The organism is Microbacterium testaceum (genome assembly GCF_003075375.1).
Taxonomy (GTDB): domain Bacteria; phylum Actinomycetota; class Actinomycetes; order Actinomycetales; family Microbacteriaceae; genus Microbacterium; species Microbacterium testaceum_E.
Genome location: NZ_QDFT01000012.1, coordinates 59,624 through 82,580 on the forward strand (window position 1 = coordinate 59,624; position 22,957 = coordinate 82,580).

24 protein-coding genes are annotated in these 22,957 nt (G+C 70.9%); 16 read left to right on the plus strand and 8 right to left on the minus strand.

Going from position 1 to position 22,957, the window contains the following annotated elements:
- Window positions 1-56: 56 nt before the first annotated feature.
- Complete coding sequence (locus DC432_RS06910) at window positions 57-749, minus strand: winged helix-turn-helix domain-containing protein (RefSeq protein ID WP_108319323.1); 693 nt, start codon at window positions 747-749, stop codon at window positions 57-59.
- Window positions 750-867: 118 nt separating this feature from the next.
- On the opposite strand from DC432_RS06910, the gene DC432_RS06915 reads away from it, so the two are divergent.
- The 4 genes from DC432_RS06915 to DC432_RS06930 all read left to right on the plus strand — a co-directional run bounded on the left by DC432_RS06915 (window position 868) and on the right by DC432_RS06930 (window position 4,086).
- Window positions 868-1,158 (plus strand): hypothetical protein, encoded by a 291-nt coding sequence (locus DC432_RS06915; RefSeq protein ID WP_108319325.1) that lies wholly within the window; start codon window positions 868-870, stop codon window positions 1,156-1,158.
- Window positions 1,159-1,289: 131 nt separating this feature from the next.
- Window positions 1,290-1,889, plus strand: coding sequence for an FABP family protein (locus DC432_RS06920; RefSeq protein WP_116537236.1), 600 nt, complete (start codon window positions 1,290-1,292; stop codon window positions 1,887-1,889).
- 2 nt (window positions 1,890-1,891) lie between these two features.
- A complete protein-coding gene (locus DC432_RS06925) occupies window positions 1,892-2,980 on the plus strand; it encodes a YgfZ/GcvT domain-containing protein (protein WP_116537237.1) in 1,089 nt (362 codons plus the stop codon).
- Entirely contained in the window at window positions 2,977-4,086 is a 1,110-nt protein-coding gene (locus DC432_RS06930) for an FUSC family protein (RefSeq protein WP_207770773.1), read from the plus strand. The genes DC432_RS06925 and DC432_RS06930 overlap by 4 nt, the downstream gene beginning before the upstream one ends.
- Before the next feature lie 8 nt (window positions 4,087-4,094).
- Here DC432_RS06930 and DC432_RS06935 read toward each other — a convergent pair whose 3' ends face one another.
- Window positions 4,095-4,883, minus strand: a complete 789-nt coding sequence (locus DC432_RS06935; protein ID WP_116537238.1) for a class I SAM-dependent methyltransferase — start codon at window positions 4,881-4,883, stop codon at window positions 4,095-4,097.
- A gap of 59 nt (window positions 4,884-4,942) precedes the next feature.
- Between DC432_RS06935 and DC432_RS06940 the strand changes: the two genes are divergently transcribed.
- Window positions 4,943-5,689, plus strand: coding sequence for a phosphoglyceromutase (locus DC432_RS06940; RefSeq protein WP_116537239.1), 747 nt, complete (start codon window positions 4,943-4,945; stop codon window positions 5,687-5,689).
- A 63-nt stretch (window positions 5,690-5,752) separates the two neighbouring features.
- On the opposite strand, the gene phoU is transcribed toward DC432_RS06940, so the two are convergent.
- The gene (gene phoU, locus DC432_RS06945) at window positions 5,753-6,436 is read right to left on the minus strand and encodes a phosphate signaling complex protein PhoU (RefSeq protein WP_116537240.1); all 684 of its coding nucleotides are present in this window, start codon (window positions 6,434-6,436) and stop codon (window positions 5,753-5,755) included.
- A 171-nt stretch (window positions 6,437-6,607) separates the two neighbouring features.
- On the opposite strand from phoU, the gene DC432_RS06950 reads away from it, so the two are divergent.
- Window positions 6,608-7,822: a sensor histidine kinase gene (locus DC432_RS06950; RefSeq protein ID WP_116537241.1), complete on the plus strand. Its 1,215-nt coding sequence runs from the start codon at window positions 6,608-6,610 to the stop codon at window positions 7,820-7,822.
- A complete protein-coding gene (locus DC432_RS06955; protein WP_116537242.1) occupies window positions 7,819-8,502 on the plus strand; it encodes a response regulator transcription factor in 684 nt (227 codons plus the stop codon). Before DC432_RS06950 ends, DC432_RS06955 begins: the two co-directional genes overlap by 4 nt.
- A 56-nt stretch (window positions 8,503-8,558) precedes the next feature.
- Here DC432_RS06955 and DC432_RS06960 read toward each other — a convergent pair whose 3' ends face one another.
- Window positions 8,559-9,152: a DNA modification methylase gene (locus DC432_RS06960; protein ID WP_243393061.1), complete on the minus strand. Its 594-nt coding sequence runs from the start codon at window positions 9,150-9,152 to the stop codon at window positions 8,559-8,561.
- 145 nt (window positions 9,153-9,297) lie between these two features.
- Here DC432_RS06960 and DC432_RS06965 point away from each other — a divergent pair, with 145 nt between their 5' ends.
- A complete protein-coding gene (locus DC432_RS06965; RefSeq protein WP_056229249.1) occupies window positions 9,298-9,780 on the plus strand; it encodes a CarD family transcriptional regulator in 483 nt (160 codons plus the stop codon).
- A 67-nt stretch (window positions 9,781-9,847) separates the two neighbouring features.
- On the plus strand, window positions 9,848-11,071 hold the full coding sequence (gene ispD, locus DC432_RS06970; protein ID WP_116537244.1) for a 2-C-methyl-D-erythritol 4-phosphate cytidylyltransferase: 1,224 nt from the start codon (window positions 9,848-9,850) through the stop codon (window positions 11,069-11,071).
- Here ispD and DC432_RS06975 read toward each other — a convergent pair.
- Window positions 11,068-11,529 (minus strand): GNAT family N-acetyltransferase, encoded by a 462-nt coding sequence (locus tag DC432_RS06975; protein WP_116537245.1) that lies wholly within the window; start codon window positions 11,527-11,529, stop codon window positions 11,068-11,070. The two genes, ispD and DC432_RS06975, sit on opposite strands and share 4 nt — an antisense overlap.
- 68 nt (window positions 11,530-11,597) lie before the next feature.
- Between DC432_RS06975 and cysS the strand changes: the two genes are divergently transcribed.
- On the plus strand, window positions 11,598-12,998 hold the full coding sequence (gene cysS / locus DC432_RS06980; protein ID WP_116537246.1) for a cysteine--tRNA ligase: 1,401 nt from the start codon (window positions 11,598-11,600) through the stop codon (window positions 12,996-12,998).
- Window positions 12,991-13,989: a 23S rRNA (guanosine(2251)-2'-O)-methyltransferase RlmB gene (gene rlmB / locus DC432_RS06985; protein WP_116537247.1), complete on the plus strand. Its 999-nt coding sequence runs from the start codon at window positions 12,991-12,993 to the stop codon at window positions 13,987-13,989. The genes cysS and rlmB overlap by 8 nt, the downstream gene beginning before the upstream one ends.
- 4 nt (window positions 13,990-13,993) lie before the next feature.
- Here rlmB and DC432_RS06990 read toward each other — a convergent pair whose 3' ends face one another.
- Complete coding sequence (locus DC432_RS06990; protein ID WP_116537248.1) at window positions 13,994-14,998, minus strand: ketopantoate reductase family protein; 1,005 nt, start codon at window positions 14,996-14,998, stop codon at window positions 13,994-13,996.
- Window positions 14,999-15,142: 144 nt separating this feature from the next.
- Here DC432_RS06990 and DC432_RS06995 point away from each other — a divergent pair, with 144 nt between their 5' ends.
- From DC432_RS06995 to DC432_RS07005, 3 genes are read left to right on the plus strand one after another with little or no spacing between them, the layout of a single operon-like run.
- Window positions 15,143-16,609 (plus strand): amidohydrolase family protein, encoded by a 1,467-nt coding sequence (locus tag DC432_RS06995; protein ID WP_116537249.1) that lies wholly within the window; start codon window positions 15,143-15,145, stop codon window positions 16,607-16,609.
- Between the two features lie 9 nt (window positions 16,610-16,618).
- A complete protein-coding gene (locus tag DC432_RS07000; protein WP_116537250.1) occupies window positions 16,619-16,930 on the plus strand; it encodes a Dabb family protein in 312 nt (103 codons plus the stop codon).
- A 5-nt stretch (window positions 16,931-16,935) separates the two neighbouring features.
- Window positions 16,936-17,982, plus strand: coding sequence for a zinc-dependent alcohol dehydrogenase (locus DC432_RS07005; RefSeq protein WP_243393062.1), 1,047 nt, complete (start codon window positions 16,936-16,938; stop codon window positions 17,980-17,982).
- Between the two features lie 29 nt (window positions 17,983-18,011).
- Here the strand turns inward: DC432_RS07005 and DC432_RS07010 are convergent, their stop codons facing one another.
- Window positions 18,012-18,698: a helix-turn-helix domain-containing protein gene (locus tag DC432_RS07010; RefSeq protein WP_116537252.1), complete on the minus strand. Its 687-nt coding sequence runs from the start codon at window positions 18,696-18,698 to the stop codon at window positions 18,012-18,014.
- Window positions 18,699-18,817: 119 nt separating this feature from the next.
- Window positions 18,818-19,858: a ketopantoate reductase family protein gene (locus tag DC432_RS07015; protein ID WP_116537253.1), complete on the minus strand. Its 1,041-nt coding sequence runs from the start codon at window positions 19,856-19,858 to the stop codon at window positions 18,818-18,820.
- 124 nt (window positions 19,859-19,982) lie between these two features.
- Between DC432_RS07015 and DC432_RS07020 the strand changes: the two genes are divergently transcribed.
- Together DC432_RS07020 and DC432_RS07025 are read left to right on the plus strand one after the other, a co-directional pair.
- Window positions 19,983-21,428, plus strand: coding sequence for an amidohydrolase family protein (locus DC432_RS07020; RefSeq protein ID WP_116537259.1), 1,446 nt, complete (start codon window positions 19,983-19,985; stop codon window positions 21,426-21,428).
- Between the two features lie 133 nt (window positions 21,429-21,561).
- Window positions 21,562-22,941 carry an amidohydrolase family protein gene (locus DC432_RS07025; protein ID WP_116537254.1) on the plus strand — a complete coding sequence of 460 codons (1,380 nt, stop codon included), beginning with the start codon at window positions 21,562-21,564 and terminating at the stop codon, window positions 22,939-22,941.
- The last annotated feature ends 16 nt before the right edge of the window (window positions 22,942-22,957 follow it).

Genomic DNA, 22,957 nt, shown 5'->3' on the forward strand with positions numbered 1-22,957 from the left:
CCCCACATCATTGCAGGGGTCGGTGACACGCGCGTGAACGGCCGGTGCGCGGGTCGTCAGGCGGGGGTGGATGCCGCAGCCGGCGCCTCGTCCTCGTAGACGTTGAAGCGGTAGCCGACGTTGCGGACGGTGCCGATGAGCTGCTCGAGGTCGCCGAGCTTGGCGCGCAGGCGCCGCACGTGGACGTCGACCGTGCGGGTGCCGCCGAAGTAGTCGTAGCCCCACACCTCGCTGAGCAGCTGCTCGCGCGTGAAGACGCGGGAGGGGTGGGTGGCGAAGAAGTGCAGGAGCTGGAACTCCTTGTAGGTGAGATCGAGCGGCTTGCCGTGCACTTTCGCCGAGTACGAGGACTCGTCGATCGTGATGCCCGACGTCTGGATGCGGGTCGACACCTGATCGGCGGCCCGGCGTCCCATGGCCAGACGGATGCGCGCGTCGATCTCGGCGGGGCCGGCGCCGACGAGCACGACGTCGTCGATGCCCCAGTCGGTGGACACCGCGGTCAGGCCGCCCTCGGTGACGATCAGCACGAGGGGTGCCTCGACGCCCGTGGTCGTCATGATCTTGCACAGCGACTTCGCCCCGACGAGGTCCAGGCGCGCGTCGATGAAGATGACGTCCGCGCTGGGCGCGTTGATCAACTGCGCCGCCTCGGCCGGGATCTGGCGTACCCGGTGGCTGAGCAATTCGAGCGCGGGCAGCGCCGCACCCCCGCCGGGGGCGGAGCTGAGAACAAGAAGCTGAGCCACATCGACCTCCAAGCGCGGGCGGGCCGCGCACCCGATCATCTTAGGGTGACGCGCCGCGCCGATCCGATTCCTCGGCGATGCGCGTGCGCGAGCGGGTGTCGTGGGCGAAGATGAAGACATGTCGACCCCGGACCTCGCACCCCGTCGCACGTTCGGCGGCGTCGTCGCCGTGTGGGTGCTCGCGGCCGTCGCGGGTGTGCTCATCGGCCTGTTCGCCCCCGCGGGGTGGCGCGCCCAGTGGGTGAGCGTCGCGCTGGGCGGGTGCGTGATCATCTCGTTCGCGGTGCAGCTCTGGTACGGCCGTTCCCAGGCCTTCATCCAGCGCATGGCGTTGAGCACGCTAGGAGCGCTGGTGGTGCTCGGCGTGATCACCATGGGTTTCGGTCTGGCCGCACTCGTCTCGGGATAAGGTGGAGGGCATGGACCTCCTCGCGCTCGAACTGTTCTTCGTGGGACTTCTCGGCCTCGCCTCGCTGGCGATCGCCTTCGTGTCCGGAACGGTCATCTGGAACCTCTACCGCGGCCAGCGCTGAGCGCCCCGTGATCGAGATCCCGACCGACCTTCCGGCCGACCTCGTCCCCCTCTCGTGGCTCGTCGGCGTCTGGGAGGGAACCGGAGTCATCGACTACGAAGCCGCCGGACGCTCGTTCTCGGGTGAGTTCGCGCACCGCGTGAGCTTCAGCCACGACGGCGGGTCTTTCCTCAACTACTCGGCCGACGCCTGGCTGATCGACGGATCCGAGCGTCGTCCGCTCGTTTCTGAGATCGGCTATTGGCGTCTGGCTCGTCCCGTGACGGACGCGGACGCCGGGCCCGCCCTGCTCCCCGCGACCGCCGAAGCGGTGATCCGGACCGCGGACGACGTCGAAGCGCTGCGCAACGCCGACGGCGGTTTCGACATCGAGGTGAGCCTGGCGCACGCCGACGGCGTGCTCGAGCTCTACGTCGGTCAGGTCAAGGGCCCGCGGATCGACCTGGCGACGGATGCCGTCGTGCGCACCGCCGGGGCCAAGCCCTACACCGCGGCGACCCGCCTGTACGGACTCGTCGACAACCACCTGCTCTGGGCGTGGGACATCGCCGCGCTCGGGCGCGAGCTGGGCTCCCACGCGTCGGCGCGTCTCGCCCGGGCGGAGTGACCATGACCGCGCTGACCGACATCCCCGGCGCCGTGACCGACGAGCGGGGCCTGCGTCACGTGGGCTCGCCCGTCGCGGAGCAGCGCCGCCTGGCATCCGGCACCGCCCTCGCCCCGCTCGGCGACCGCCGCGTGATCTCGGTGGCCGGCGAGGACCGCCGCAGCTGGTTGGACTCGCTGTCGTCGCAGGCGCTCACGCACCTGGCCCCCGGCGTGTCGACCGAGCTGCTCATCCTCGATCCCCAGGGCCGCGTCGAGCACGCGGCATCCGTCGTCGACGACGGCGAGGTCACCTGGTTGATCGTGGATGCCGCCGACGCCGAGGCCCTCGCGTCGTGGTTGACGCGTATGCGCTTCCGGTTGCGTGTCGAGGTACGGGACCGTTCCGACGAGCTCTTCGTCGTGGGTGGCACCCGTGCCGCGGTATCGAAGCGCCGCACCGTCGCCCCCGTGTGGGTCGACCCGTGGCCCGACGTCTCACCGGGCGGATGGGCGTACGCGCGCGTCGACCCGCACCCGGGGCGCGATCGCGACTGGGCCGAGGTCATCCTGGATGCCGCCGAGTACGAGAACCTGCTCGACGAAGCCGCGCGGGGCGAGCAGCAGCTCGCGGGTCTCGACGCCGTCGAGGCGCTGCGCGTGGCCGCGTGGCGGCCCCGGGTCGCGATCGACGCCGACGAGCGTCTGCTGCCGCACGAGATGGACTGGCTGCGCACCGCCGTGCACCTGTCGAAGGGCTGCTACCGCGGGCAGGAGACGGTGGCCAAGGTGCACAACCTGGGTCACCCGCCGCGTCGCGTGGTCGCGCTGCAGCTGGACGGCAGCGACAACGTCCTCCCCGCGCGCGGCGACGCCGTGCGCGCTGGCGACGACGTGATCGGTGCGATCACCTCGGTGGCCGTCCACCACGAAGAGGGGCCGATCGCCCTGGCCCTGGTCAAGCGCAACGCCCCCGAGGGGCTGGAGCTGATCGTGGACACCGCGGACGGTCCACTGGCGGCGTCGGCCGAGACCGTCGTCCCCGCCGATGCCGGTGCCACGGCGTCGGTACCGCGTCTGCCGCGACTCGGTCGCCGCCGCGCCGCGGAATGAGCGGCGAGACGTCGTCGACCTCGGTCGGGGTCGTCGTGTCGCGACCGCGCTGGCGGACGACTTTCGCCCGCCGCGTCCATCGCGTCCGCGAGTCCGTGCCGGCGATCGCGCAGATCGTCGTGGCCGCGACCGCGGCGTTCGCCTTCGCGCATTTCGTGCTCGGCCACCCCGTGCCCCTTCTGGCCGCGACGGTGACGGTGTCGAGTCTCGGCCTGGTCCGCGACGCCCGTCCCTGGCGCGTCGCCGAGACCGTGCTGGGGATGCTGGTCGGCATCCTGATCGCCGAAGTGGTGCTGCTGATCGCCGGAGCCGGGTGGTGGCAGATCGCACTCGCGATGACGGTGACGCTGATCGTGGCGCGGTTCCTGTCGCCCCAGCCCGGGTTCGCCCTGGCCGCTGTGGTGCAGTCCTTGATCGCCCTGGTGCTGGTGTCGGGCGCGCCGTTCCTGCGGCTGGTCGACGGGGCGGTGGGCGGCGTCGCGGCGCTCATCGTGACGGCTCTCATCCCGCGGACGCTCCGCCGCACCGAGCTGCGCGACGCGGACGAGCTGTTCGACGCCTTTGACGCCGCCGTCTCGACGATCGTCCGCGCGCTGCGCAAGGGCGACCGCGCCCGGGCCGACCGCGGCCTCGAGCGCGCGAGGTCGCTGCAGACGTACGTCGACGCGTGGAGCGGGTCGCTGGAGTCAGGCCGCGAGGTCGCCCGCATCTCGCCCTTCCTGCGCCGCCAGCGCGCGGAGCTGCAGCGGCACGAGCGCGTGCGCGAGGCCCTCGACCTCGCCACCCGCAACCTGCGCGTGGTCGCCCGGCGCGCCGCCTACCTGTGCGCCGACGGACAGGCTCGTCCTGTCCCCGCCGGTCTGCTCGCCGAGCTCGCCCGGGGTGCGGGGCTCGTGCGCGACGGTCTCGACGACATCTCGCTCGAGCCGGTGGCCCGCGAGACGATCGCCGCGATCACGCGGCGCCTCGACCCGTCGGTCCTGCTGCCCGACGGGGGCGTCGGGGAACTCAACCTCGTCGCCGCTCTGCGCCCGCTCGCCGTCGACCTGCTGGTCGCCGCCGGGATGCCCACCGCCGAGGCGCGGGCGCTGCTGCCCCGCATCTGAACGGCGGGTCAGTCCGGCGCGACCGCCGCCCAGGCGACGCCGACCTCGCCGAGGCGCCAGCGTTCGCGTCTGACGAGCGGCCAGCCGTCGGCGGCGAGGGCGAGCATCGCCGTCCGCCAGCGGTGCACCGGACCGAAGGGGGCCACCACCGCGGCGCGGGTCCACTCCCTTTCGAGGGATGCCACGAACCCGTGCACGCGTTCCCCCTCGACGTTGCGGTGGATCAACGCCTTCGGCAGGCGCTCGGCCGCGACGGCGGGGGAGTCGAGACCCGCGAGGCGCAGCGAGACCGTGAGGGTGCGGGGGACGGCATCCGCCCCGACCTCCACCCACGTCGCGATGCGCCCGATCTCGTCGCAGGTGCCTTCGACCAGGATGCCGTCGGGCTGCAGTCGCGCGCACATCCGGCCCCACGCGTCGGCGACGTCGGCCTCGTCGTACTGGCGCAGGACGTTCATCGCCCGGATGACGGCGGGGCGGCGTCCCCGGGGGAGGGGTACCTCGAAACCGCCGCGCGCGAAGGACACCCCCTCGATGCCCTCGGCCTGGCTCTGCGCGCGCGCGACGCGGTCGGGATCGATCTCGAGGCCCAGGACCTCGGCATCCGGACGCTGCGATCTCAGACGGGCCCGCAGTTCCAGGGGCGTGACGGCGCTCGCACCGAAGCCCAGGTCGACGACGAGGGGGTCGTCGGTGCGCCGCAGCACCGGGTGGCGCGCGATCCAGCGGTCGATGCGCCGCAGCCGGTTGACCCCGGTCGTGCCGCGCGTGGGGCGTCCGACGGGTGAGGGGGTCACTCCGACATGATGCCAGGATGCGCTCGGGCGCGAGCGCCCGGCGTCGCTAGCATGGAGACATGCCTCACACGCTGATCCTCCTCCGCCACGGGCAGAGCGAGTGGAACAAGACCAACCAGTTCACCGGCTGGGTCGACGTGCGACTCACCGACCAGGGCAAGGCCGAGGCGAAGCGCGGCGGCGAGCTGCTGGCCGAGTCCGGCGTGCTCCCCGACGTCCTGCACACCTCGGTGCTCAGCCGCGCGATCCAGACGGCGAACATCGCGCTGGATGCGGCCGACCGCCTGTGGATCCCCGTCAAGCGCTCGTGGCGCCTGAACGAGCGTCACTACGGTGCGCTGCAGGGCAAGGACAAGGCGCAGACGCTCGAGGAGTTCGGCAACGAGCAGTTCATGCTGTGGCGCCGTTCGTTCGACGTTCCGCCGCCGCCGCTGCCCGCCGACGACGAGTACAGCCAGGTCGGCGACCCGCGCTACGCCGGCATCGACGGCGAGGTGCCCGACACCGAGTCGCTCGCGATCGTCATCGACCGCATGCTGCCCTACTGGCACAGCGACATCGTGCCCGACCTCCAGGCGGGCAAAGTCGTGCTCGTCACGGCCCACGGCAACTCGCTCCGCGGCCTGGTCAAGCACCTCGAGGGCATCAGCGACGCCGACATCGCCGAGCTGAACATCCCCACCGGCATCCCGCTCGTCTACCGTCTCGACGACGACCTCAAGCCGCTCGGTCCGGGCGAGTACCTCGACCCCGAGGCCGCCGCAGCCGGAGCCGCCGCGGTCGCCGCGCAGGGCAACAAGCACTGACGCCGCGAACAGACGAGGGGGTGGATGCCGTGGCATCCACCCCCTCTTCTGTTCCGGCCGTGATCAGATGACCGGGCTCGGCTCGTGGGCGGCCTCGTCGTCGGCTCCGGCCCAGTCGCCGGTCGCGAGATAGACGACCTTCTTGGCGACCGAGACCGCGTGATCGGCGAAGCGCTCGTGGTAGCGGCTGGCGAGCGTGGCGTCGACCGTCGCGGTGGCCTCGCCCTTCCACGAGTCGCCGAGCACCTTCTCGAACACGCTGACGTGCAGCTCGTCGATGTCGTCGTCGGCGTCGCGGATCGCCTCGGCGATGCGCAGGTCCTGGGTGCGCAGCAGCTCGGCGAGCTTGCGCGACACCTCGACGTCGAGCTCGCCCATGCGGGTGAACGTCGTCTTGAGGCCCTTGGGGACGGCGCGCTCGGGGAACCGCGAGCGCGCGAGCTGGGCGATGTGCTCGGCCATGTCGCCCATGCGCTCGAGCGAGGCGCTCACGCGCAGCGCCGTGACGACGATGCGTAGATCGCGCGCGACCGGCTGCTGGCGCGCGAGGATCTCGATGGCGAGCTCGTCGAGCTCGAAGGCCTTCTCGTCGATGATGGCGTCGGCCTCGATGACCTCTTCGGCCAGCGCGACGTCGCTCGTGCCGAAGGCGCGGGTGGCCCGGTCGATGGCCACGGTCACGAGGTCGGCGATCTCGACCAGGCGGGCTTGGACGTCCTCGAGGGACTGGTGGAATACTTCGCGCATGGCGGGTACCTTCCTCGTCGGCGGCACGGCACATGTGTGTCCCGCAACCTCCGGGATTCTTCCCAGCGAAGGTTAACGAGTGGTGCTGTGACAGTGAATAGTAACGTCTGCGACCGCCGCTGAGCGGGTGAACGGCGGGTGACGTCCGATGCGCGCCTCTACTCTGGAGCCATGGAACAAACGCAGCTCGCGCTGCTCGCGCTCCTGGCGGGTGTCCTCATCGGAGCCGCGATCGTCGCCCTCGTGGTCGGCGCTCTGCGACTTCGGAACCGTTCGCTGGCGGAGATCTCGGTCGACGTCCCCGAGGGTGTGGACGCGATGCTGGAGGCGATGGACGACCCCGCCTTCGTGTGCGACACGTCGTCGACCGTGCTGGCGCTCTCGCCCGCCGCCGAGGTGTTCGGCGTGCAGGCGGGCGAGGTGATCGCGAGCGACGAGCTCAAGCGCGTCGCCCGCGTCGCCCGTGACACCGGGGCCGGGATCGCCGAGAACCTGCGCCTGCGCCGCGGAGCGGCGCCCGCCGAGGCCCGCCTCGTCGCGGTGCGGGCCACGCCCATCTCGGGGCGGCTCACCCTGCTGGTGCTGCGCGACATCACCGAACGCGAGCGCGTCGAAGAGATGCGCCGCGACTTCGTCGCGAACACCAGCCACGAACTGAAGACGCCGGTCGGCGCGGTCAGCCTGCTCGCCGAGGCGATCGAATCGGCGGCCGACGACCCGGCGCAGGTGCGTCATTTCGCCGCGCGCATGCAGGCCGAGGTCGCGCGACTGAGCGCCCTGGTCACCCGCATCCTGAGCCTCTCGCGTCTGCAGGCCGCGGACGAGCTGCGCGACGTCCGCGACGTCTCGATCGACGAGGTCGTCACCGCGGCCGTCGAGGCGCACGTCATCCAGGCCGACTCGGCGCAGGTGACCGTCGTGCGCGGCGGCACGAAGGGGCTGTGGGTGCGTGGCGAGCCGCAGATCCTCACCGAAGCGGTGGGCAACCTCATCGCCAACGCGATCGCGTACTCGCCCGAGGGATCGAAGGTGGGGGTCGGGGTCAAGCTCGACGAGGACGTCGTCGAGATCGCCGTGACCGATCGCGGTATCGGCATCCCCGAGAGCGATCAGCACCGGGTCTTCGAACGATTCTACCGGGCCGACCAGGCGCGCTCGCGTCGCACCGGCGGCACCGGTCTCGGTCTGTCGATCGTCAAGCACGCCGTGCAGCGCCACGGCGGCGAGGTGCGTCTGTGGTCCAAGCCCGATCGCGGGTCGACGTTCACCATCCGCCTCCCGCTCACCGAGGCGCCCGACCTGGAGGGCGTCCGTCCCAAGCCGCGTCGCAAGGGCCGCAAGGCCTCTGTCACGACCCCCGTACCCGTGAAGGGAGACACCGCATGACCCGCGTTCTGATCGTCGAGGACGAGCCCGATCTCGCAGACCCGCTCGCCTACCTGCTGCGCCGCGAAGGCTACGAGGTCGAGATCGCCGAGGACGGCGCCCTCGCGCTCACGGCGTTCCGCGAACGCGGGGCGGACATCATCCTGCTCGACCTGATGCTCCCCGGTATGCCGGGGACCGAGGTGTGCCGGCAGCTGCGGCTGACCTCGCAGGTGCCGATCATCATGCTCACGGCCAAGGACTCCGAGGTCGACATCGTGGTGGGCCTCGAGCTGGGCGCGGACGACTACGTCACCAAGCCCTATTCGACGCGCGAGCTGCTGGCGCGCATGCGCGCGGTCCTGCGTCGCCGCTCGCCCGAGGAGGGCGACCTGGACGACCGCGTGCTGTCGGGGGGCCGGGTCGTCCTCGACATCGACCGTCACACCGTCGCGGTCGACGGCGGCGAGATCAACATCCCGCTGAAGGAGTTCGAGCTGCTCGAGGTGCTGATGCGCAACGCGGGGCGCGTCCTCACCCGCGGCCAGCTCATCGACCGGGTGTGGGGCACCGATTATTTCGGTGACACCAAGACGCTCGACGTGCACATCAAGCGCATCCGCTCGCGCATCGAGCGGAACCCGAGCGAACCGAGCATGCTCGTCACCGTCCGGGGATTGGGGTACCGCTTCGAGGCGTGACCCGCCGGGAACGACGAAGGCGCCGACGGAGAACCGTCGGCGCCTTCGTTCGCAGCTCAGGACGAGGGGGATGCCGTGGGCGTCGGCGTGACCGCGGACGTTCCCGACGGCGTCGGCTTGATGGTGATCGAGGGCTCCGCCGTGGGCGCGAGCGGGGCGAGGTACTCGAGGCCGCCGTCGAGCACGGGCACCTCGATGAGTGCGCCCTCGCCGTCTCCGGACTGGAAGTACACGGGCACCGTCGTTCCGGGAACCGCGTCGATGTCGTCGAGGCGCAGCGGCTCGACGTCGTCGGACAGGTCGCCCAGGCTCAGCGTGGTGCTGGCGGGGACGACGACAGACGACTGCACCGCCGACGAGCCCTCGCCGACCTCGAGCCGCAGGGTCTGCGACGAGGTGGTGTTGTTCACGATCGCGGCGACGAAGTTGCCGACCGTGCCGTCGCCGTTTGCGACGATGAGGGCGTTGCGCACCGCGAGGGGGCCCGCCGATTCGGGGACGTTCACGCCGTCGGAGGCGGAGTACTCGATGGTGGTCGCCTGCGGAGCGATGAGGTTGCAGCCGGTCGTTCCGAGCAGAACAGCGGCACCCAGGGCGACGGACGCGATCAGGCGCGTTTTCACGGATCCTCCAAGATCGACAGACGGCATCCCGACCATCCTACGGGGTTCGCGGTGCCGGTCCCGTTCTCGGTGGCGCGTCCGCGCGTGCGCCCGAGGCCGGGCGGAGGGCGGGCGGAACAATAGCGCATGCGGGCCTGTGGTATCCTGGATGTTGCCGAAAGGACATAACTCCATGCTTTTTGAGGTTGGCGAGACCGTCGTTTACCCGCACCATGGCGCGGCCACGATCATCGAGGTCAAAGAACGCGTCATCAAGGGCGAGACGAAGAAATACCTGAAGCTCAACGTCACGCAGGGGGATCTCGTCATCGAGGTCCCGGCCGACAACGTCGACCTCGTCGGCGTTCGTGACGTGATCGGCAAAGAGGGTCTCGACCGCGTGTTCGAGGTGCTTCGTGCACCCTTCACCGAGGAGCCGACCAACTGGTCGCGCCGCTACAAGGCGAACCTCGAGAAGCTCGCGTCGGGCGATGTGATCAAGGTGAGCGAGGTCGTGCGCGACCTCTGGCGCCGCGATCAGGACCGCGGCCTGTCCGCGGGAGAGAAGCGCATGCTGGCCAAGGCCCGGCAGATCCTCGTGTCCGAGCTGGCTCTGGCCGAGAAGACCGACGAAGACCGCGCGAGCGTCGTGCTCGACGAGGTCCTCGCGTCCTGACTCCCACGAAGACGCGCACCCGCTCGGGTGCGCGTCTTCGTGTTCCCGCGCGCGCTAGCGTGATCGGGTGACTCTGCGCCCCGTCCCCACCCTCGCCGTCATCGTCGTCGCTGCCGGCTCCGGCACGCGGCTGAACGGGGGAGCGCCCAAGGCCTTCGTCGGACTCGACGAGCGGTCGATCCTGCATCACGCGCTGCGCGGGGTCTTCGCGGCCCCGCCGGCGCAGGTCGTGGTCGTCGTCCCCGACTCGCTGCGCGGCGACGCGCTGACCGACGCACGCGACGCGGCCGGGGACCGCGCTGAGCTCATCACCGTGGTGGCGGGCGGAGCCACGCGTCAGGAATCCGTCGCCGCGGGCCTGTCCGCCCTGTGGGCCGACGTCGAGACGGTGCTCGTCCACGACGCGGCGCGGGCGCTCACGCCGCCGGCGGTGTTCGATCGCGTGATCGGCGCCCTCGAGGCGGGTGCCGCTGCGGTGATCCCGGCCGTTCCGGTGGTCGACACGATCAAGCGCGTCGACGGCGGGGGCCGTGTCGTCGCGGCGGTCGACCGCTCCGAACTCGCCGCCGCTCAGACCCCCCAGGGTTTTCGTCGCGATGTCCTCGAGGCCGCGCTCGCGGCGGCCGATGCGGACCACACCGACGATGCGGCGCTCGTCGCCGCGGCGGGCCACGACGTGGTCACGGTCGAGGGGGATGCCGTCGCGTTCAAGATCACGACGGTCCCCGACCTCGAGCGCGCGCGGGCCCTCGTCGGCGCAGCCCCGTCGCCGGCCCCTGCGGCGGTACCGCCCGCCGCCGTTCCGTCCCCCGCGACCGTGACGCCGCGGGTCGGCCTCGGAACGGACGTCCATGGTTTCGGGGGCGAGGGCGTCCTGTGGCTGGCCGGCCTGGAATGGCCGGGAGAGGCGGCGCTGTCGGGGCACTCGGACGGAGACGCGGTCGCCCACGCGATCGTCGATGCGCTGCTGGCGGCCGCGGGTCTGGGAGACATCGGCACGCACTTCGGAACCGACCGGCCCGAGTTCGCTGGGGCGCACGCCGCGGCCTTCCTCACCCACACGCTCGGGTTGCTCGGAGCCGCCGGATGGCGTGTGGGCAACGTCTCGGTGCAGGTGCAGGCCAACCGTCCGCGTTTCGCCGCGCGTCGCGTCGAGGCCGAGCGGACCCTGTCCGCCGCCCTGGGCGGAGCACCGGTGTCGGTGAGCGCGACGACGACGGACGGTCTCGGCTTCACCGGCCGGACCGAGGGCGTCGCCGCCTTCGCGACGGCGCTGATCGTGCCGGCCTAGAGCTCCCGCGTCATGAACGTCGACAGCGGGTCCGGGGCGTACGGCGGGAAGGGCGCGCATTCCTCGAACCCCTCGCTGACGTAGAGGCGTCGCGCCGGGAGGAAGTCGTCGGTGCTGCCCGTCTCGAGCCACAGACTGCGGATGCCGCGCTCCCGCGCGTCCTCCATGATGTGCCGCAGGATGGCCCGTCCGACGCCCTGCCCGAGGTGCGCCTCGACCACGCGCATCGATTTCAGCTCGGCGCGATCGTGGTCGATGTCTTTGCAGGCGCCGATCCCCGCGAGCTCGTCGTCGACCCAGGCGGACCACACGGTCACACCGTCCGCAGCGAGACGGTCGGCGTCGAGCGCGTGGACGCTCTCGGCCGGGGTGTTCTCGAGCATGCCGGCCAGGTGCGCGGCGACCAGGGCGCGCGTGGCGTCGCCGGTGAGGTCGTCGACGTGGATGGTGAGAGGCATGCCCTCACGCTAACCGCGCGATGTTACGGGCACGGGTCGCGCCGAGGGGCGGCCGGTAGGCTGAAGAGGTGACCGTTCGGCTGTATGACACGAAAGCGCAGGCACTGCGCGAGTTCGTCCCTCTCGATCCTTCGAACGTCACCGTCTACGTGTGCGGCCCGACGGTGCAGTCCGGACCCCACATCGGTCACGTGCGCGCGGCCCTGGCCTTCGATCTGCTGCGGCGCTGGCTCGCCCGCCGCTACGGGCGGGTCACGTTCGTGCGCAACGTCACCGACATCGACGACAAGGTGCTGGCCAACGCGACCGAAACCGAGCCGTGGTGGGCGCTGGCGTACCGCATGGAACTCGAGTTCTCGCGCGCGTACGCGGCTGTCGGCATCCTCCCGCCCACCTACGAGCCTCGCGCGACCGCCTCGGTCACGCAGATGCAGGAGCTGATCGCCGAGCTGATCGCTCGCGGCCACGCCTACGCCGCCGAGGGCGACGTGTATTTCGACGTGCGTTCGTGGCCCGCCTACGGCGAGCTGACCCGGCAGAGCCTGGATGCCACGGAGCCCGCCGCCGACGCGGATCCGCGCGGCAAGCGCGACCCGCGCGACTTCGCCCTGTGGAAGGGTGCGAAAGCCGGCGAGCCCGACTCGGCCACGTGGGCGTCTCCGTGGGGCGCAGGGCGCCCGGGCTGGCACATCGAGTGCTCGGCCATGTCGCGGCGCTACCTGGGGGCGGAGTTCGACATCCACGGCGGGGGACTGGACCTGCGCTTCCCGCACCACGAGAACGAGATCGCGCAATCGACCGCCGCCGGCGACGCGTTCGCCCGCTACTGGGTGCACAACGGCCTCGTGACGGTCGACGGGCAGAAGATGTCCAAGTCGCTGGGCAATTTCACCCTCGCGTCCGACATCCTCGATTCACATGACCCCCTCGTGGTGCGCTACGCCCTCGCGTCGGCGCACTACCGGTCCACGCTGGACCTGAGCGAGGCGTCGTGGGCGGAGGCCGAGACGGCTCTCGGGCGCATCCGCACGTTCCTCGATCGCGCGAAGCGCGTCGTCGAACCCGGGTGGACCGAGGCGGAAGAGGGGCTGCCCACCGAGTTCGTCGAGGCTATGGACGACGACCTCGCCGTTCCCCGCGCACTCGCCGCGATCCACACGAGCATCCGCTCCGGGAATGCACTGCTGGACGCCGGCAAGTACGATGAGGCGAAGCAGGACGTGATGGACGTCCTGCAGATGACGCTCGTCCTGGGCATCAACCCCCACTCGTCGCAGTGGGGTGACACCGGGAACAGCGCCGAGACCGCCGCGCTGGACGCCCTCGTCCAGACGATGATCACGCAGCGCGCGCACGCGCGCGCCGACAAGGACTGGGCCGCGGCCGATCGCATCCGAGACGCGATCGCCGCCGCGGGAATCACGCTGGAAGACACTCCAGCCGGAACCAATTGGAGTATCGATGGCTAAGCCTGGACGCCCGGGGGCACGCAACCCCGGCAAGAAGAAGGGCCCCCTGAAGGGCACCGGCGGGCACTCCCGCAAGGCGCTCGAGGGTCGCGGCCCCACGCCCAAGGCCGAGGACCGCGCCTGGCACCCCGCCGGAAAGCGCAAGGCCGCCCAGGAGCGGTACGCCGCGGCAGGCGGAAAGGCGAAGCCGGGAGTCCGCGCGGTCGGTGGCAACGCCAACCGCAAGAGCCCCAAGGCAGCGGACGACACCGAGACCGTCACCGGTCGCAACTCCGTGCTCGAGGCTTTGCGCGCCAAGATCCCCGCGACCGCGATGTACATCGCGCAGCGCGTCGAGATGGACGACCGCGTCAAAGAGATGCTGTCGATCGCCACGAACCGCGGCATCCCCGTTCTCGAGGTCACCCGCCCCGAGCTGGATCGCATGGCCGGCTTCGACGGCGTGCACCAGGGCGTCGCGCTCAAGGTGCCGCCCTACGCCTACGCGCACCCGCAGGACCTGCTCGAGCAGATCATCGACCGCGGCGAGGTCCCGCTGCTCGTCGCCCTCGACGGCGTGACCGATCCGCGCAACCTGGGCGCGATCATCCGCTCCACGGGCGCGTTCGGCGGCCAGGGCCTCATCATCCCGCAGCGTCGCTCGGCGAGCGTGAACTCCGCCGCCTGGAAGACCAGTGCCGGCGCGGCCGCTCGCATCCCCGTCGCCCTCGCGGCCAATCTGACGGCGACGCTCAAGGAGTTCAAGAAGCAGGGCGTCTTCGTGCTCGGTCTGGACGGCGACGGCGACGTGTCGTTGCCCGCCCTCGAGCTCGCCGACCGCCCGGTCGTCATCGTCGTCGGTTCCGAGGGCAAGGGTCTTTCGCGCCTGGTGACCGAGACGTGCGACCAGGTCGTGTCGATCCCCATCTCGACGGCGACCGAATCGCTCAACGCCGGCATCGCGGCATCCGTCGCCCTATACCAGGTGTCGACGCTGCGGAACGCCGGCTGATCGCTCAGCCGCGCTGCATCCGCTGAAGCGCGGCGAGGGCGGGCTCGAGGTCGCCACGCTCGATGGCGTGGCCCACCTCGACGATCGTTTCGTTGACGGGGGTCGGGATGCCGAGCCTCCGGCCCGCGGCCACCACGGTGCCGTTGATGTCGTCGACCTCGCTGTGGCGGCCCTTGCGCCAGTCCTGCAGCACGGTCGTCGTCGCGCCGGGAACCGTGAACCGCTCGTAGAGCGCGTCGAGCATGGTTTCGACGACGTCGGGAGAGTTAGCGATCGACTCGGGTGTGAGGCCGAAGATCGGGAGCACGCGGTGCTCGCCCGCGACGCGGAGCGCCTCGCGACCCGCGTCGAGCATGAGCTCCCGCATGCCGGGGACCCGGATCGCGTCGACCATCGGCAGGCCGAGCGCCGCGGTGGGGACCAGGACCGACGCGTTGCTGACGAGCTTCATCCACTTGGCGGAGGCGATGTCGTCGACCCGGGCGACCTCCCCCGAGTGCGACAGAACATCGGCGACGTCCCGCCCGCGCGGGGCCGTGGCATCCACCGCGAACCAGGAGCGCTCGGGGTCGACGTGACGGTGCACGACGCCGGGGTCGGTCATGGTGGAGGAGATCTCGATCACGGTCCCGACGCAGCGGTCCGCGCCGACGATGTCGGCCACGGTCTGGGTCGTCATGCCGTTCTGCACTGCGGCGATCGCCCCGTCCGGGGCGAGGTATGGCTCGATGAGAGCCGCGGCCCATCGGGCGTCGTAGGCCTTGGTCACGAGCAGCACGAGGTCGAACGGCTCGCGCAGGGTCGCGACCTCGCAGAGGTGCATCGTGCGGGGTCGTACGTGCCGCGTGCCGGAGGGCATCTCGACGCGCAGACCGTCGCGCCGGATCGCCTCCACGTGCGCCGGCCACTGTTCGATGAGGACCGGATCGAGGCCCGCGTCGAAGAGGTCCGCGCCGATCGAGGCGCCGTTCGCGCCGGCGCCCAGGACGGCGATGGAGGGGGTGGACATGTCGCTCCTTCGTTGGAGTGTCAGCGAACGGGAGGGTGTCGATGCGGTCGTTCATGCAACTGTGCTGAACGAAAAACCCGGCTCTTGCCACGCCCTCATCGAGAGTGTAAACCAGGAACGTACATTCTCAACGGGGAGAAAGCCATGACAGAATCCGCACCCGCCGCCGAGCAGTTCTCGTCGGACCGCCCGTTCGTCTTCCGCAACGCCACGGTCATCACTATGGACCAGCAGGGCGTTCTGGAGGATGCCGATGTCCTCGTGATCGGCCGTGACATCGCCGCGGTCGGCCACCGTCTCGAGGTGCCCGAGGGCACGCTCGAGATCGACGCGTCGGGGGGCATCGTCACCCCCGGCTTCGTCGACACCCATCGCCACATGTGGCAGTCCGCGCTCCGCGGCTACGGCGGCGACTGGGCGCTCAGCCAGTACTTCGTCTTCTACTACCTGAACTGGGGCGAGGTCTTCCGTCCCGAGGACGTCTACGCCGGAAACCTGCTCAGCGCGCTCGAATCCGTCGACACCGGCGTGACGACGACGCTCGACTGGTCGCACGGCCTACGCACTCCCGAGTACGGTGAGGCCGCGCTCCAGGCGCTCCGCGAGATCCCGGGCCGCTTCGTGCTCGGGTACGGCAACTACCTCGGGGCTCCTTGGGAGTGGGCCAACGCCCCCGAGTTCCGCGACTTCGTGTCGAAGAACTTCTCCTCGCACGACGACATGCTGACCCTGCAGCTGGCGTTCGACGTCCCCGGAGCGTCCGACTTCCCCGAGCGCGGCGCGTTCGAGGCGGCTCGTGAACTGGGCCTGCGCGTCACGACCCACGCGGGCGTGTGGGGCGCGACGACCGACACGGCGATCACGCAGATGTACGACGCGGGATTCATGACGCCCGAGATCACGTACGTCCACTCGGCGTCCCTCAACGAGCAGAGCTACCAGAAGATCGCTGCCACGGGCGGGACCGTCTCGGTCGCAACGGAGTCGGAGCAGAGCGCCGGTCAGGGGTATCCCTCGACCTGGGCGATCCGCAAGCACGGCATCCCGGCATCCCTCTCGATGGACACGAGCGTGTGGTGGAGCGCCGACTTCTTCTCGGCCATGCGCGCCACCCTCAGCGCCGACCGTTCGCGCGACCACCTCGAAGCGCACGCGCGCGGCGAGACGATCGTCGCGAACCGCCTGCGGGCCGAGGACGTGCTGCACATGGCGACGATGGGCGGCGCGCTCTCGATCGGACTCGAGGACCGCATCGGATCGCTCACGCCGGGCAAGCGCGCCGACATCGTGCTCATCAAGAACGACGAGTCGCCCGCGATGACGCCGATCCTGCATCCCTACGCGCACGTCGTGTACCAGGCCGGAACGGCCGACGTGCACACGGTCGTGGTCGACGGCAAGGTCGTGAAGTACCAGGGCAAGCGCATCGGTCTGCCGCTCGCGCCCGTCCGCGACAAGGTCGCCGCCTCCGTCGAGTACGTGCGGTCGAAGCTCGGCGAGAAGGCGTGGACCGAGGGCATGCACCCCGAGATCCCCGTCGACGAGGAGATCGAGAACCCGTACCGCTACACCGACGGGGACGCGCACGTCGTCGCCCGCGCCCACGACTGAGAGGACCGCATGATCCTGCACGTGGCACTGTTCACCTGGAAACCCGAGGTCGGCCCGGAGGAGGTGGAAGCGGTGACCGCGGCGCTCGAGGAGATGGCATCCGGTCTGCCCATGCTCCGCGGCTATCGCTGCGGCGTGAACCTCCGGCTGCGTCCGAGCCCCGCCGACTACGCCGTGGTGGCGCTCGTCGCGGACGAGGAGGCGCTCGCCGCGTACCTCGATTCGCCCGCCCACGCCGCGGTGTACGACGCGCACCTCGCGCGGATGATCGAGTCGCGCCAAGCCGTGCAGCTCGCCGTGCCGGACGGGGTCGCGCTGTGACGCGCATGCGCGCGGCGGTGCTGTACGGTCCCGGCGACCTGCGCATCGAGAGCCGCCCCGTGCCCACCCCCGGTCCGGGCGAGGCGCTCGTGCGGGTGAGCGGATGCGGGGTATGCGGATCGGACGCCACGGAGTACTCCCGCGGCCCGGTCCTCACGCACCTGCCGGTGGTGCTCGGCCACGAGTTCACCGGCACCGTCGAGGCGGTGGGCGACGGGGTCGACCTGCCCCTCGGCGCCCAGGTCGTCTGCGGCGCGGGGATCTCCTGCGGCGAGTGCAAACCGTGCCGGGCCGGACGCACCAACCTGTGCCGGCGCTACCGGACGGCGGGGCTGCAGATCGACGGCGGGCTCGCGGAGTTCGTCCGCGTGCCCGCCGCGACCCTGCTCGACGTCACGGCGTGGGGGCTGGCATCCGACACTCTCGCCCTCGCGCAGCCCATGGCCATCGCGGTGCACGCGGTCGCGCGGAGCGGCCTGTCGGCGGGCCAAGATGCCGTCGTCCTGGGCATCGGCGGGATCGGCGCCTTCCTCACGTACGCCGCCGCGTCCGTCGGGGCGCGCGTGCTCGCCGTCGACCGGTCGGAGGCGCGGCTCGCACTCGCCCGCGATCTCGGTGCCGAGCGGACGCTCCTCGCGGGGGAGCAGTCCGTCGCCGCCGAACTCGCGGCGTCCGGTCGGGAGGCCGACGTGCTCTTCGAGGTGAGCGGTTCGCGCGCGGGGTGGGACGAGGTCGTCGCCGCGGCGCTGCCGGGCGCGGTGCTGGTCCCCGTCGGCATCCAGCGGGAGGACGTCCCGGTGCCGCTCGGCTCCTGGACGCTGCGCGAATACACGATCGTCGGGACCGTCGCGCACGCGATCGCGGCCGACCTGCCGCGCGCCGTGGAGCTGCTCGCGGGGCGCGCGGACTGGGCCGACGTCGCCGACGAAGTGCTGCCGCTCGACGAGGTCGCCGCGGGTGCTCTGGAGCCGCTCACGCGCGGCGGTTCCCGGCAGATCAAGACGATCATCGACCCGACGGCATCACGGCGCCGCGTGGCCCGCCACTCCTGAGGCTCCCGCCCCGCGGGGCGCCGGTCGGCTCAGAGGTCGTCCATCGCCCGGAGGACGTCGACCGCTGACCCGATCGAGTCGCGCGGTGCGCCGAACTGGTTACCGGCTGAGGGCATCGCCTGGTTCTGCTCGCGGCGGCCCACGACGAACCAGATGCCGCGCGCGATCGCGTCGCTCTGATTGATGTAGAGGTGCGGGCGCACTGAGTCGAAGTGCAGGCTGTCGCCGGCGCGCAGGGTGAAGGTGTCGAACTCGAGGCGCAGAGTCAGCTCGCCCTCGAGGAGGTAGGCGTACTCCACACCCGCGTGCCGCATCATCTTGCCCTCGACGGAGCTGGAGGCGCCCGGCTGGTACGTCACGAGCAGGGAGTCGGCCGGGCCGACGCCGGCGGCGAGACGCTCCCAGCGCACGCCGTTCTCCATGTCGAGCACGGCGTTGTCCGCGGCACGCTGCACGGTCGGGTCGGCGGGAACGGGCTCGGGCGCGGGAGTCGCGGAGCTCATCGGCGACGCGGGGGAGACCCCGAGCAACTCGTCGATCGAGATGCCGAGGTGCGTCACCATCGCGTAGAGGGTCGAGACGGAGGGCTGTGTCTTGCCCGTCTCGACCTGCGAAATGAGACTGGCCGAGACGCCGAGCGCGCTCGCGACGCTGCGCAAACTCATGCCGCGCTCGAGCCGTGCGCCGCGCAGCCTGCTGCCGATGTCGTCCGTCATGTCGGCGCCTCCTCGTCCGAAGGCGGTGACCCCGATCACGGGTGCCCCGCCGCTCGCGAGACCACGCTACCGGCCGATTCGCGCACATCCTGTGCGCCGCGCCTGAACACAGCCGGGCCTCACCCGCGTCCGGGGACGTCCAGCAGGGCGTGGACGTTGGCGGCGGAGCGCGGCATCCGTCCGGCCTCGATCTCCTGGGCGAGGCGCACGGTGTGGGCGTTGTAGGGGGCTTCCTGGCCCGCCGCGGCGAGTACCGAGACGACGAGCCCGTTGACCTCCGCGTACTCGGCGTGGCGCCCCTTCATCCAGTCCTGCAGAACGGTCGTGTTCGTGTCGGGGAGGGAGAAGCTGTCCAGCACCTCGCCGAGCAGGTCGGCGGCGTAGCGGTCGGGGTCGGTGACCGCGTCGTCGGAGAGGCCGAAGATCGGCACGAGGCGGCTCCCGTCGGCGAGCGCGGCGCGCGCGGCCTCCTTGCCGCACTCGATCATGAAGTCGTGGACGCCGGGGAGCGCGACGGCGGAGGCCAGGGGGAGGTCGAGGATCGCGGACGGGACGAGTTCGCCGGCGTTGGCGACGAGTTTCATCCACTTGGACGAGCGGATGTCGGGGGAGACATCGACGCGACCCGTGTGCGAGAGGACCGCCTGAACCTCGTGCTCTCGTCCGCGGGCGGCGTCGTCGTACGCGCCCACCGCGAACCACGATCCGGCAACGGGGGTCTGGCGGTTCACGATTCCGGGCTCGAACATGTTGGATGCCACCTCGATCACCGCCCCCATCGTCCGGTGCGCGCCCACGGCGGCGGCGATGGCATCCTGGGTCATCCCGTTCTGGAGCCCGACGACGAGACCGTCCTCGGCGACATGGGGCGCGATGAGTTCGGCGACCCAGCGCGTGTCGTACGCCTTGACGACGATGAACACGATGTCGAACGGTTCGCGCAGCGTCGCGACCTCGCACAGGTGCAGCGGGTGCACGGGCGTGATGTGCGTCTCGTCGGGGAGGCGTACCTCGATGCCGCGGGCGCGCATGGCCTCGACGTGCGCCGGCCACTGCTCGATGTAGGTGACATCGAGACCGGCGCGCAGCAGGTCGGCGCCGACGCTGGCTCCCTGTGCACCGGTGCCGAGCACGGCGATGCGGGGGCTCGTTCGTGACATGGGTCCTCCTTGACCGCGAAACGTTCGCTGAGACTTTACAAATCTGGGAGCGACTGTACATTCGTGTGTAGTTCAGCACAACGCCGGGTCGAGGATGACCCGGTCGGATCGCGAGGGAGCGACCATGCGCACACTCATCCGCAACGTGGCGGCGGCCACCGTCGACCCGGAGCTGGGCGATCTCGCCCGGACCGACATCCTCATCGAGGACGGGGTCATCCGGGAGATCCGCCCCGACATCGCCGTGGACGACGCGTCCTTCGACGGAGAGATCGTGGACGGGCGCGACAGGATCGCCATCCCGGGCATGGTCGACACCCACCGCCACACGTGGCAGACCGCGCTGCGCGGCATCCTGGCCGACGGGAACATCCCCGACTACCTGCGCGGCATCCGGCTGCACATGGCCCCGCTCTACCGTGCCGAGGACATGTACGCGGGCAACTACGTCGGGGCGCTCGACGCGCTCAACTCGGGCATCACGACGATCGTCGACTACTGCCACAACATCCTCGATCCGGACGGCGCGCACGCGGCCGTGACGGGACTCCGGGATGCCGGCATCCGGGCGCTCTACGCCCACGGGCTGACGCCCATCACGACCAACACCTGGAGCCAGTCGCGCGGGGGCTCCGCGGCAGGAGCCGATCCCGCGGCTCTGGCCACGCGGGCGGTGCTCGCCCGCCGCATCCGGGAGGAGTACTTCTCCAGCGACGACCAGCTCCTACGGTTCGGCATTGCCCCGCAGGAGCTGGCGATCGCACCGGTCGCCGACGTGGCCGCGGAGTTCCGTCTCGCCCGCGAACTCGGGGCGCGCATCACGTTCCACGCCAATCAGGTCATGGTGCGGCAGCTGTTCCAGGACGTCGAGGTGCTGCACGCCCACGGGCTGCTCGCCGACGACCTGCTGCTCGTGCACTGCACGTTCAACACCCCGCACGAGTGGGATCTGCTGGACGACAGCGGGGTCACGGTGTCGGTCTGCGCCGAGACCGAGATGCAGATGGGCATGGGCTATCCGGCGATCGCCGAGGCCACCGCGCACACCGCGGGGCCGAGCCTCGGCATCGACTGCGTGTCGGGCAACGGCGGCGACATGGTGTCGCACAGCCGCCTCGTGCTGCAGGCCACCCGCTACCGCGCCGACGAGCCCGAGTACGCCGCGATGCGGGCTCCGCAGACGATGGCCTGGACGACGAAGGACGCGTTGCGGTGGGCCACGCTGAACGGCGCGCGGGCGGCCGGCGTCGACCATCTCGTCGGCTCGTTGACCGTGGGCAAACGTGCCGACATCGTGCTCGTGGACATGTCCGGGATCAGCCAGGTCGGCTGGAACCGCGCGGATCCGACGGGCGCGGTGGTGTCGCAGGCGCACGCCGGCTGCATCGACACGATCTTCGTGGACGGCCGCGTCGTCAAGCGCGGCGGGGTCCTGACGCACGTCGACCTCCCGGCCGCGACCGCGACCCTCGAGCGTTCGCACGAGTACCTGTACGACCGCATGGGCGGCGCGGGGCAGTTCATCCCGCAGCCGCCGATCGACATTCCGCTGTACCGCGAGCGCGCCTGAGTTTCAGCAGCGCTGGACGAACTGAACACAGTGATAACAAATACTTGACACGTTCAGTGCTGCTTTCTAGCATCCAATCAACGAACACCACCGGCGCGACGACGCTCCGGTTCGACGAGGGAGTCACCACCACATGAGCACGCGCACGCTGCTGCGGGGAGGGACCGTCATCACGGCCGTCCGTCCCGGCGAGGTCCTCACCGACACCGACATCCTGATCGGGGCCGACGGAACGATCGAGGCCATCGGACAGGGCCTGGATGCCGCCGACGCCGAGGTCATCGACGTCCACGGCCGCATCGTGCACCCCGGCTTCGTCGACACCCACCGCCACACGTGGCAGTCGGTCGTCCGCAACCTCGCGTCGGACTGGTCGCTCACGGAGTACCTCGCGGGTCTGCACACCGGCCTCAGCAAGCACTTCCGTCCCGAGGACACCTACACCGGCAACTACCTCGGCGCGCTCGAGGCGCTCGACTCCGGCATCACGACGCTCGTCGACTGGTCGCACAACCTCGCGACCCCCGAGCACGCCGACGCCGCCGTCGCCGCCCTCAAGGACACCGGGATGCGCGCCGTCTTCGCCCACGGCGGCGGCGCGGAGCAGTGGGGGAGCCTACCCTCGGCCAACGTCCACCCCGCCGACGCCCGCCGCGTGCGCGACGAGCACTTCTCCTCCGAGGGCGGGCTCGTCACGATGGCGCTCGCGCTGCGCGGACCGCAGTTCGTCACCCCCGAGGTCAACGTCGCCGACTTCCGGCTCGCCGCCGACCTGGACCTCCGCGTCACGATGCACGCCGGCGACGGGTACTGGGGCAAGTCGGGCCCGATCCGCAAGATGCACGCCGACGGCCTGCTCTCCGACCGCATCACGTACGTGCACTGCTGCACCCTGGGCGACGACGAGCTGAAGCTCATCGCCGACAGCGGCGGTACCGCTTCGGTTGCGCCGGACGTCGAGATGCAGATGGGCCACGGCTTCCCCGCCACCGGCCGACTGCTGCGGGCCGGCATCCGTCCGACCTTCTCGATCGACGTGTGCAGCTCGAACGGAGGCGACATGTTCGCCACGATGCGCACCGCGATCGGCATGCAGCGCGCGCTCGACAACGCGCCGTCCGTCGACACCGGCGAGGTGCTCGAGCGCATCAGCCTCACGTGCGCTGACGTCGTGCAGTTCGCCACGATCGACGGTGCGCACGCCGCGGGTCTCGCGGGCACCACAGGGTCGATCGCGGTGGGCAAGGCCGCCGACATCGTCGTGCTGGACGACCGCTCGCTCGCCCTCACGCCGCTGAACAACCCCATCGGCAGCCTCGTCTACTCGGCGCACCCGGGTCTCGTGCGCGACGTGTTCGTGCAGGGGCGCCGCGTGAAGAAGGACGGCGAGCTCGTCGGCGTCGACATCGCCCGGCTGAAGGCGGATGCCGAGTCCTCCCGCAGCTACCTGCTCGGCGAGATGCCCGAGGCGCGCCTCGACGGCAMCTGGCACCCCGCCCTGGTGACGGCATGACCGATCTCGCCGTTCC

Coding starts and splice junctions, on each gene's coding strand:
- DC432_RS06995 (WP_116537249.1), top strand. CDS start 15,143: ATGACAGAATCCGCACCCGCCGCCGAGCAGTTCTCGTCGGACCGCCCG.
- phoU (WP_116537240.1), bottom strand. CDS start 6,436: ATGCGCGAAGTATTCCACCAGTCCCTCGAGGACGTCCAAGCCCGCCTG.
- DC432_RS06965 (WP_056229249.1), top strand. CDS start 9,298: ATGCTTTTTGAGGTTGGCGAGACCGTCGTTTACCCGCACCATGGCGCG.
- DC432_RS07010 (WP_116537252.1), bottom strand. CDS start 18,698: ATGACGGACGACATCGGCAGCAGGCTGCGCGGCGCACGGCTCGAGCGC.
- DC432_RS06960 (WP_243393061.1), bottom strand. CDS start 9,152: ATGCCGTCTGTCGATCTTGGAGGATCCGTGAAAACGCGCCTGATCGCG.
- DC432_RS07015 (WP_116537253.1), bottom strand. CDS start 19,858: ATGTCACGAACGAGCCCCCGCATCGCCGTGCTCGGCACCGGTGCACAG.
- rlmB (WP_116537247.1), top strand. CDS start 12,991: ATGGCTAAGCCTGGACGCCCGGGGGCACGCAACCCCGGCAAGAAGAAG.
- DC432_RS06940 (WP_116537239.1), top strand. CDS start 4,943: ATGCCTCACACGCTGATCCTCCTCCGCCACGGGCAGAGCGAGTGGAAC.
- DC432_RS06925 (WP_116537237.1), top strand. CDS start 1,892: ATGACCGCGCTGACCGACATCCCCGGCGCCGTGACCGACGAGCGGGGC.
- DC432_RS06975 (WP_116537245.1), bottom strand. CDS start 11,529: ATGCCTCTCACCATCCACGTCGACGACCTCACCGGCGACGCCACGCGC.
- DC432_RS06930 (WP_207770773.1), top strand. CDS start 2,977: ATGAGCGGCGAGACGTCGTCGACCTCGGTCGGGGTCGTCGTGTCGCGA.
- DC432_RS07020 (WP_116537259.1), top strand. CDS start 19,983: ATGCGCACACTCATCCGCAACGTGGCGGCGGCCACCGTCGACCCGGAG.
- DC432_RS06915 (WP_108319325.1), top strand. CDS start 868: ATGTCGACCCCGGACCTCGCACCCCGTCGCACGTTCGGCGGCGTCGTC.
- DC432_RS07005 (WP_243393062.1), top strand. CDS start 16,936: ATGCGCGCGGCGGTGCTGTACGGTCCCGGCGACCTGCGCATCGAGAGC.
- DC432_RS07000 (WP_116537250.1), top strand. CDS start 16,619: ATGATCCTGCACGTGGCACTGTTCACCTGGAAACCCGAGGTCGGCCCG.
- DC432_RS06955 (WP_116537242.1), top strand. CDS start 7,819: ATGACCCGCGTTCTGATCGTCGAGGACGAGCCCGATCTCGCAGACCCG.
- DC432_RS06990 (WP_116537248.1), bottom strand. CDS start 14,998: ATGTCCACCCCCTCCATCGCCGTCCTGGGCGCCGGCGCGAACGGCGCC.
- DC432_RS06950 (WP_116537241.1), top strand. CDS start 6,608: ATGGAACAAACGCAGCTCGCGCTGCTCGCGCTCCTGGCGGGTGTCCTC.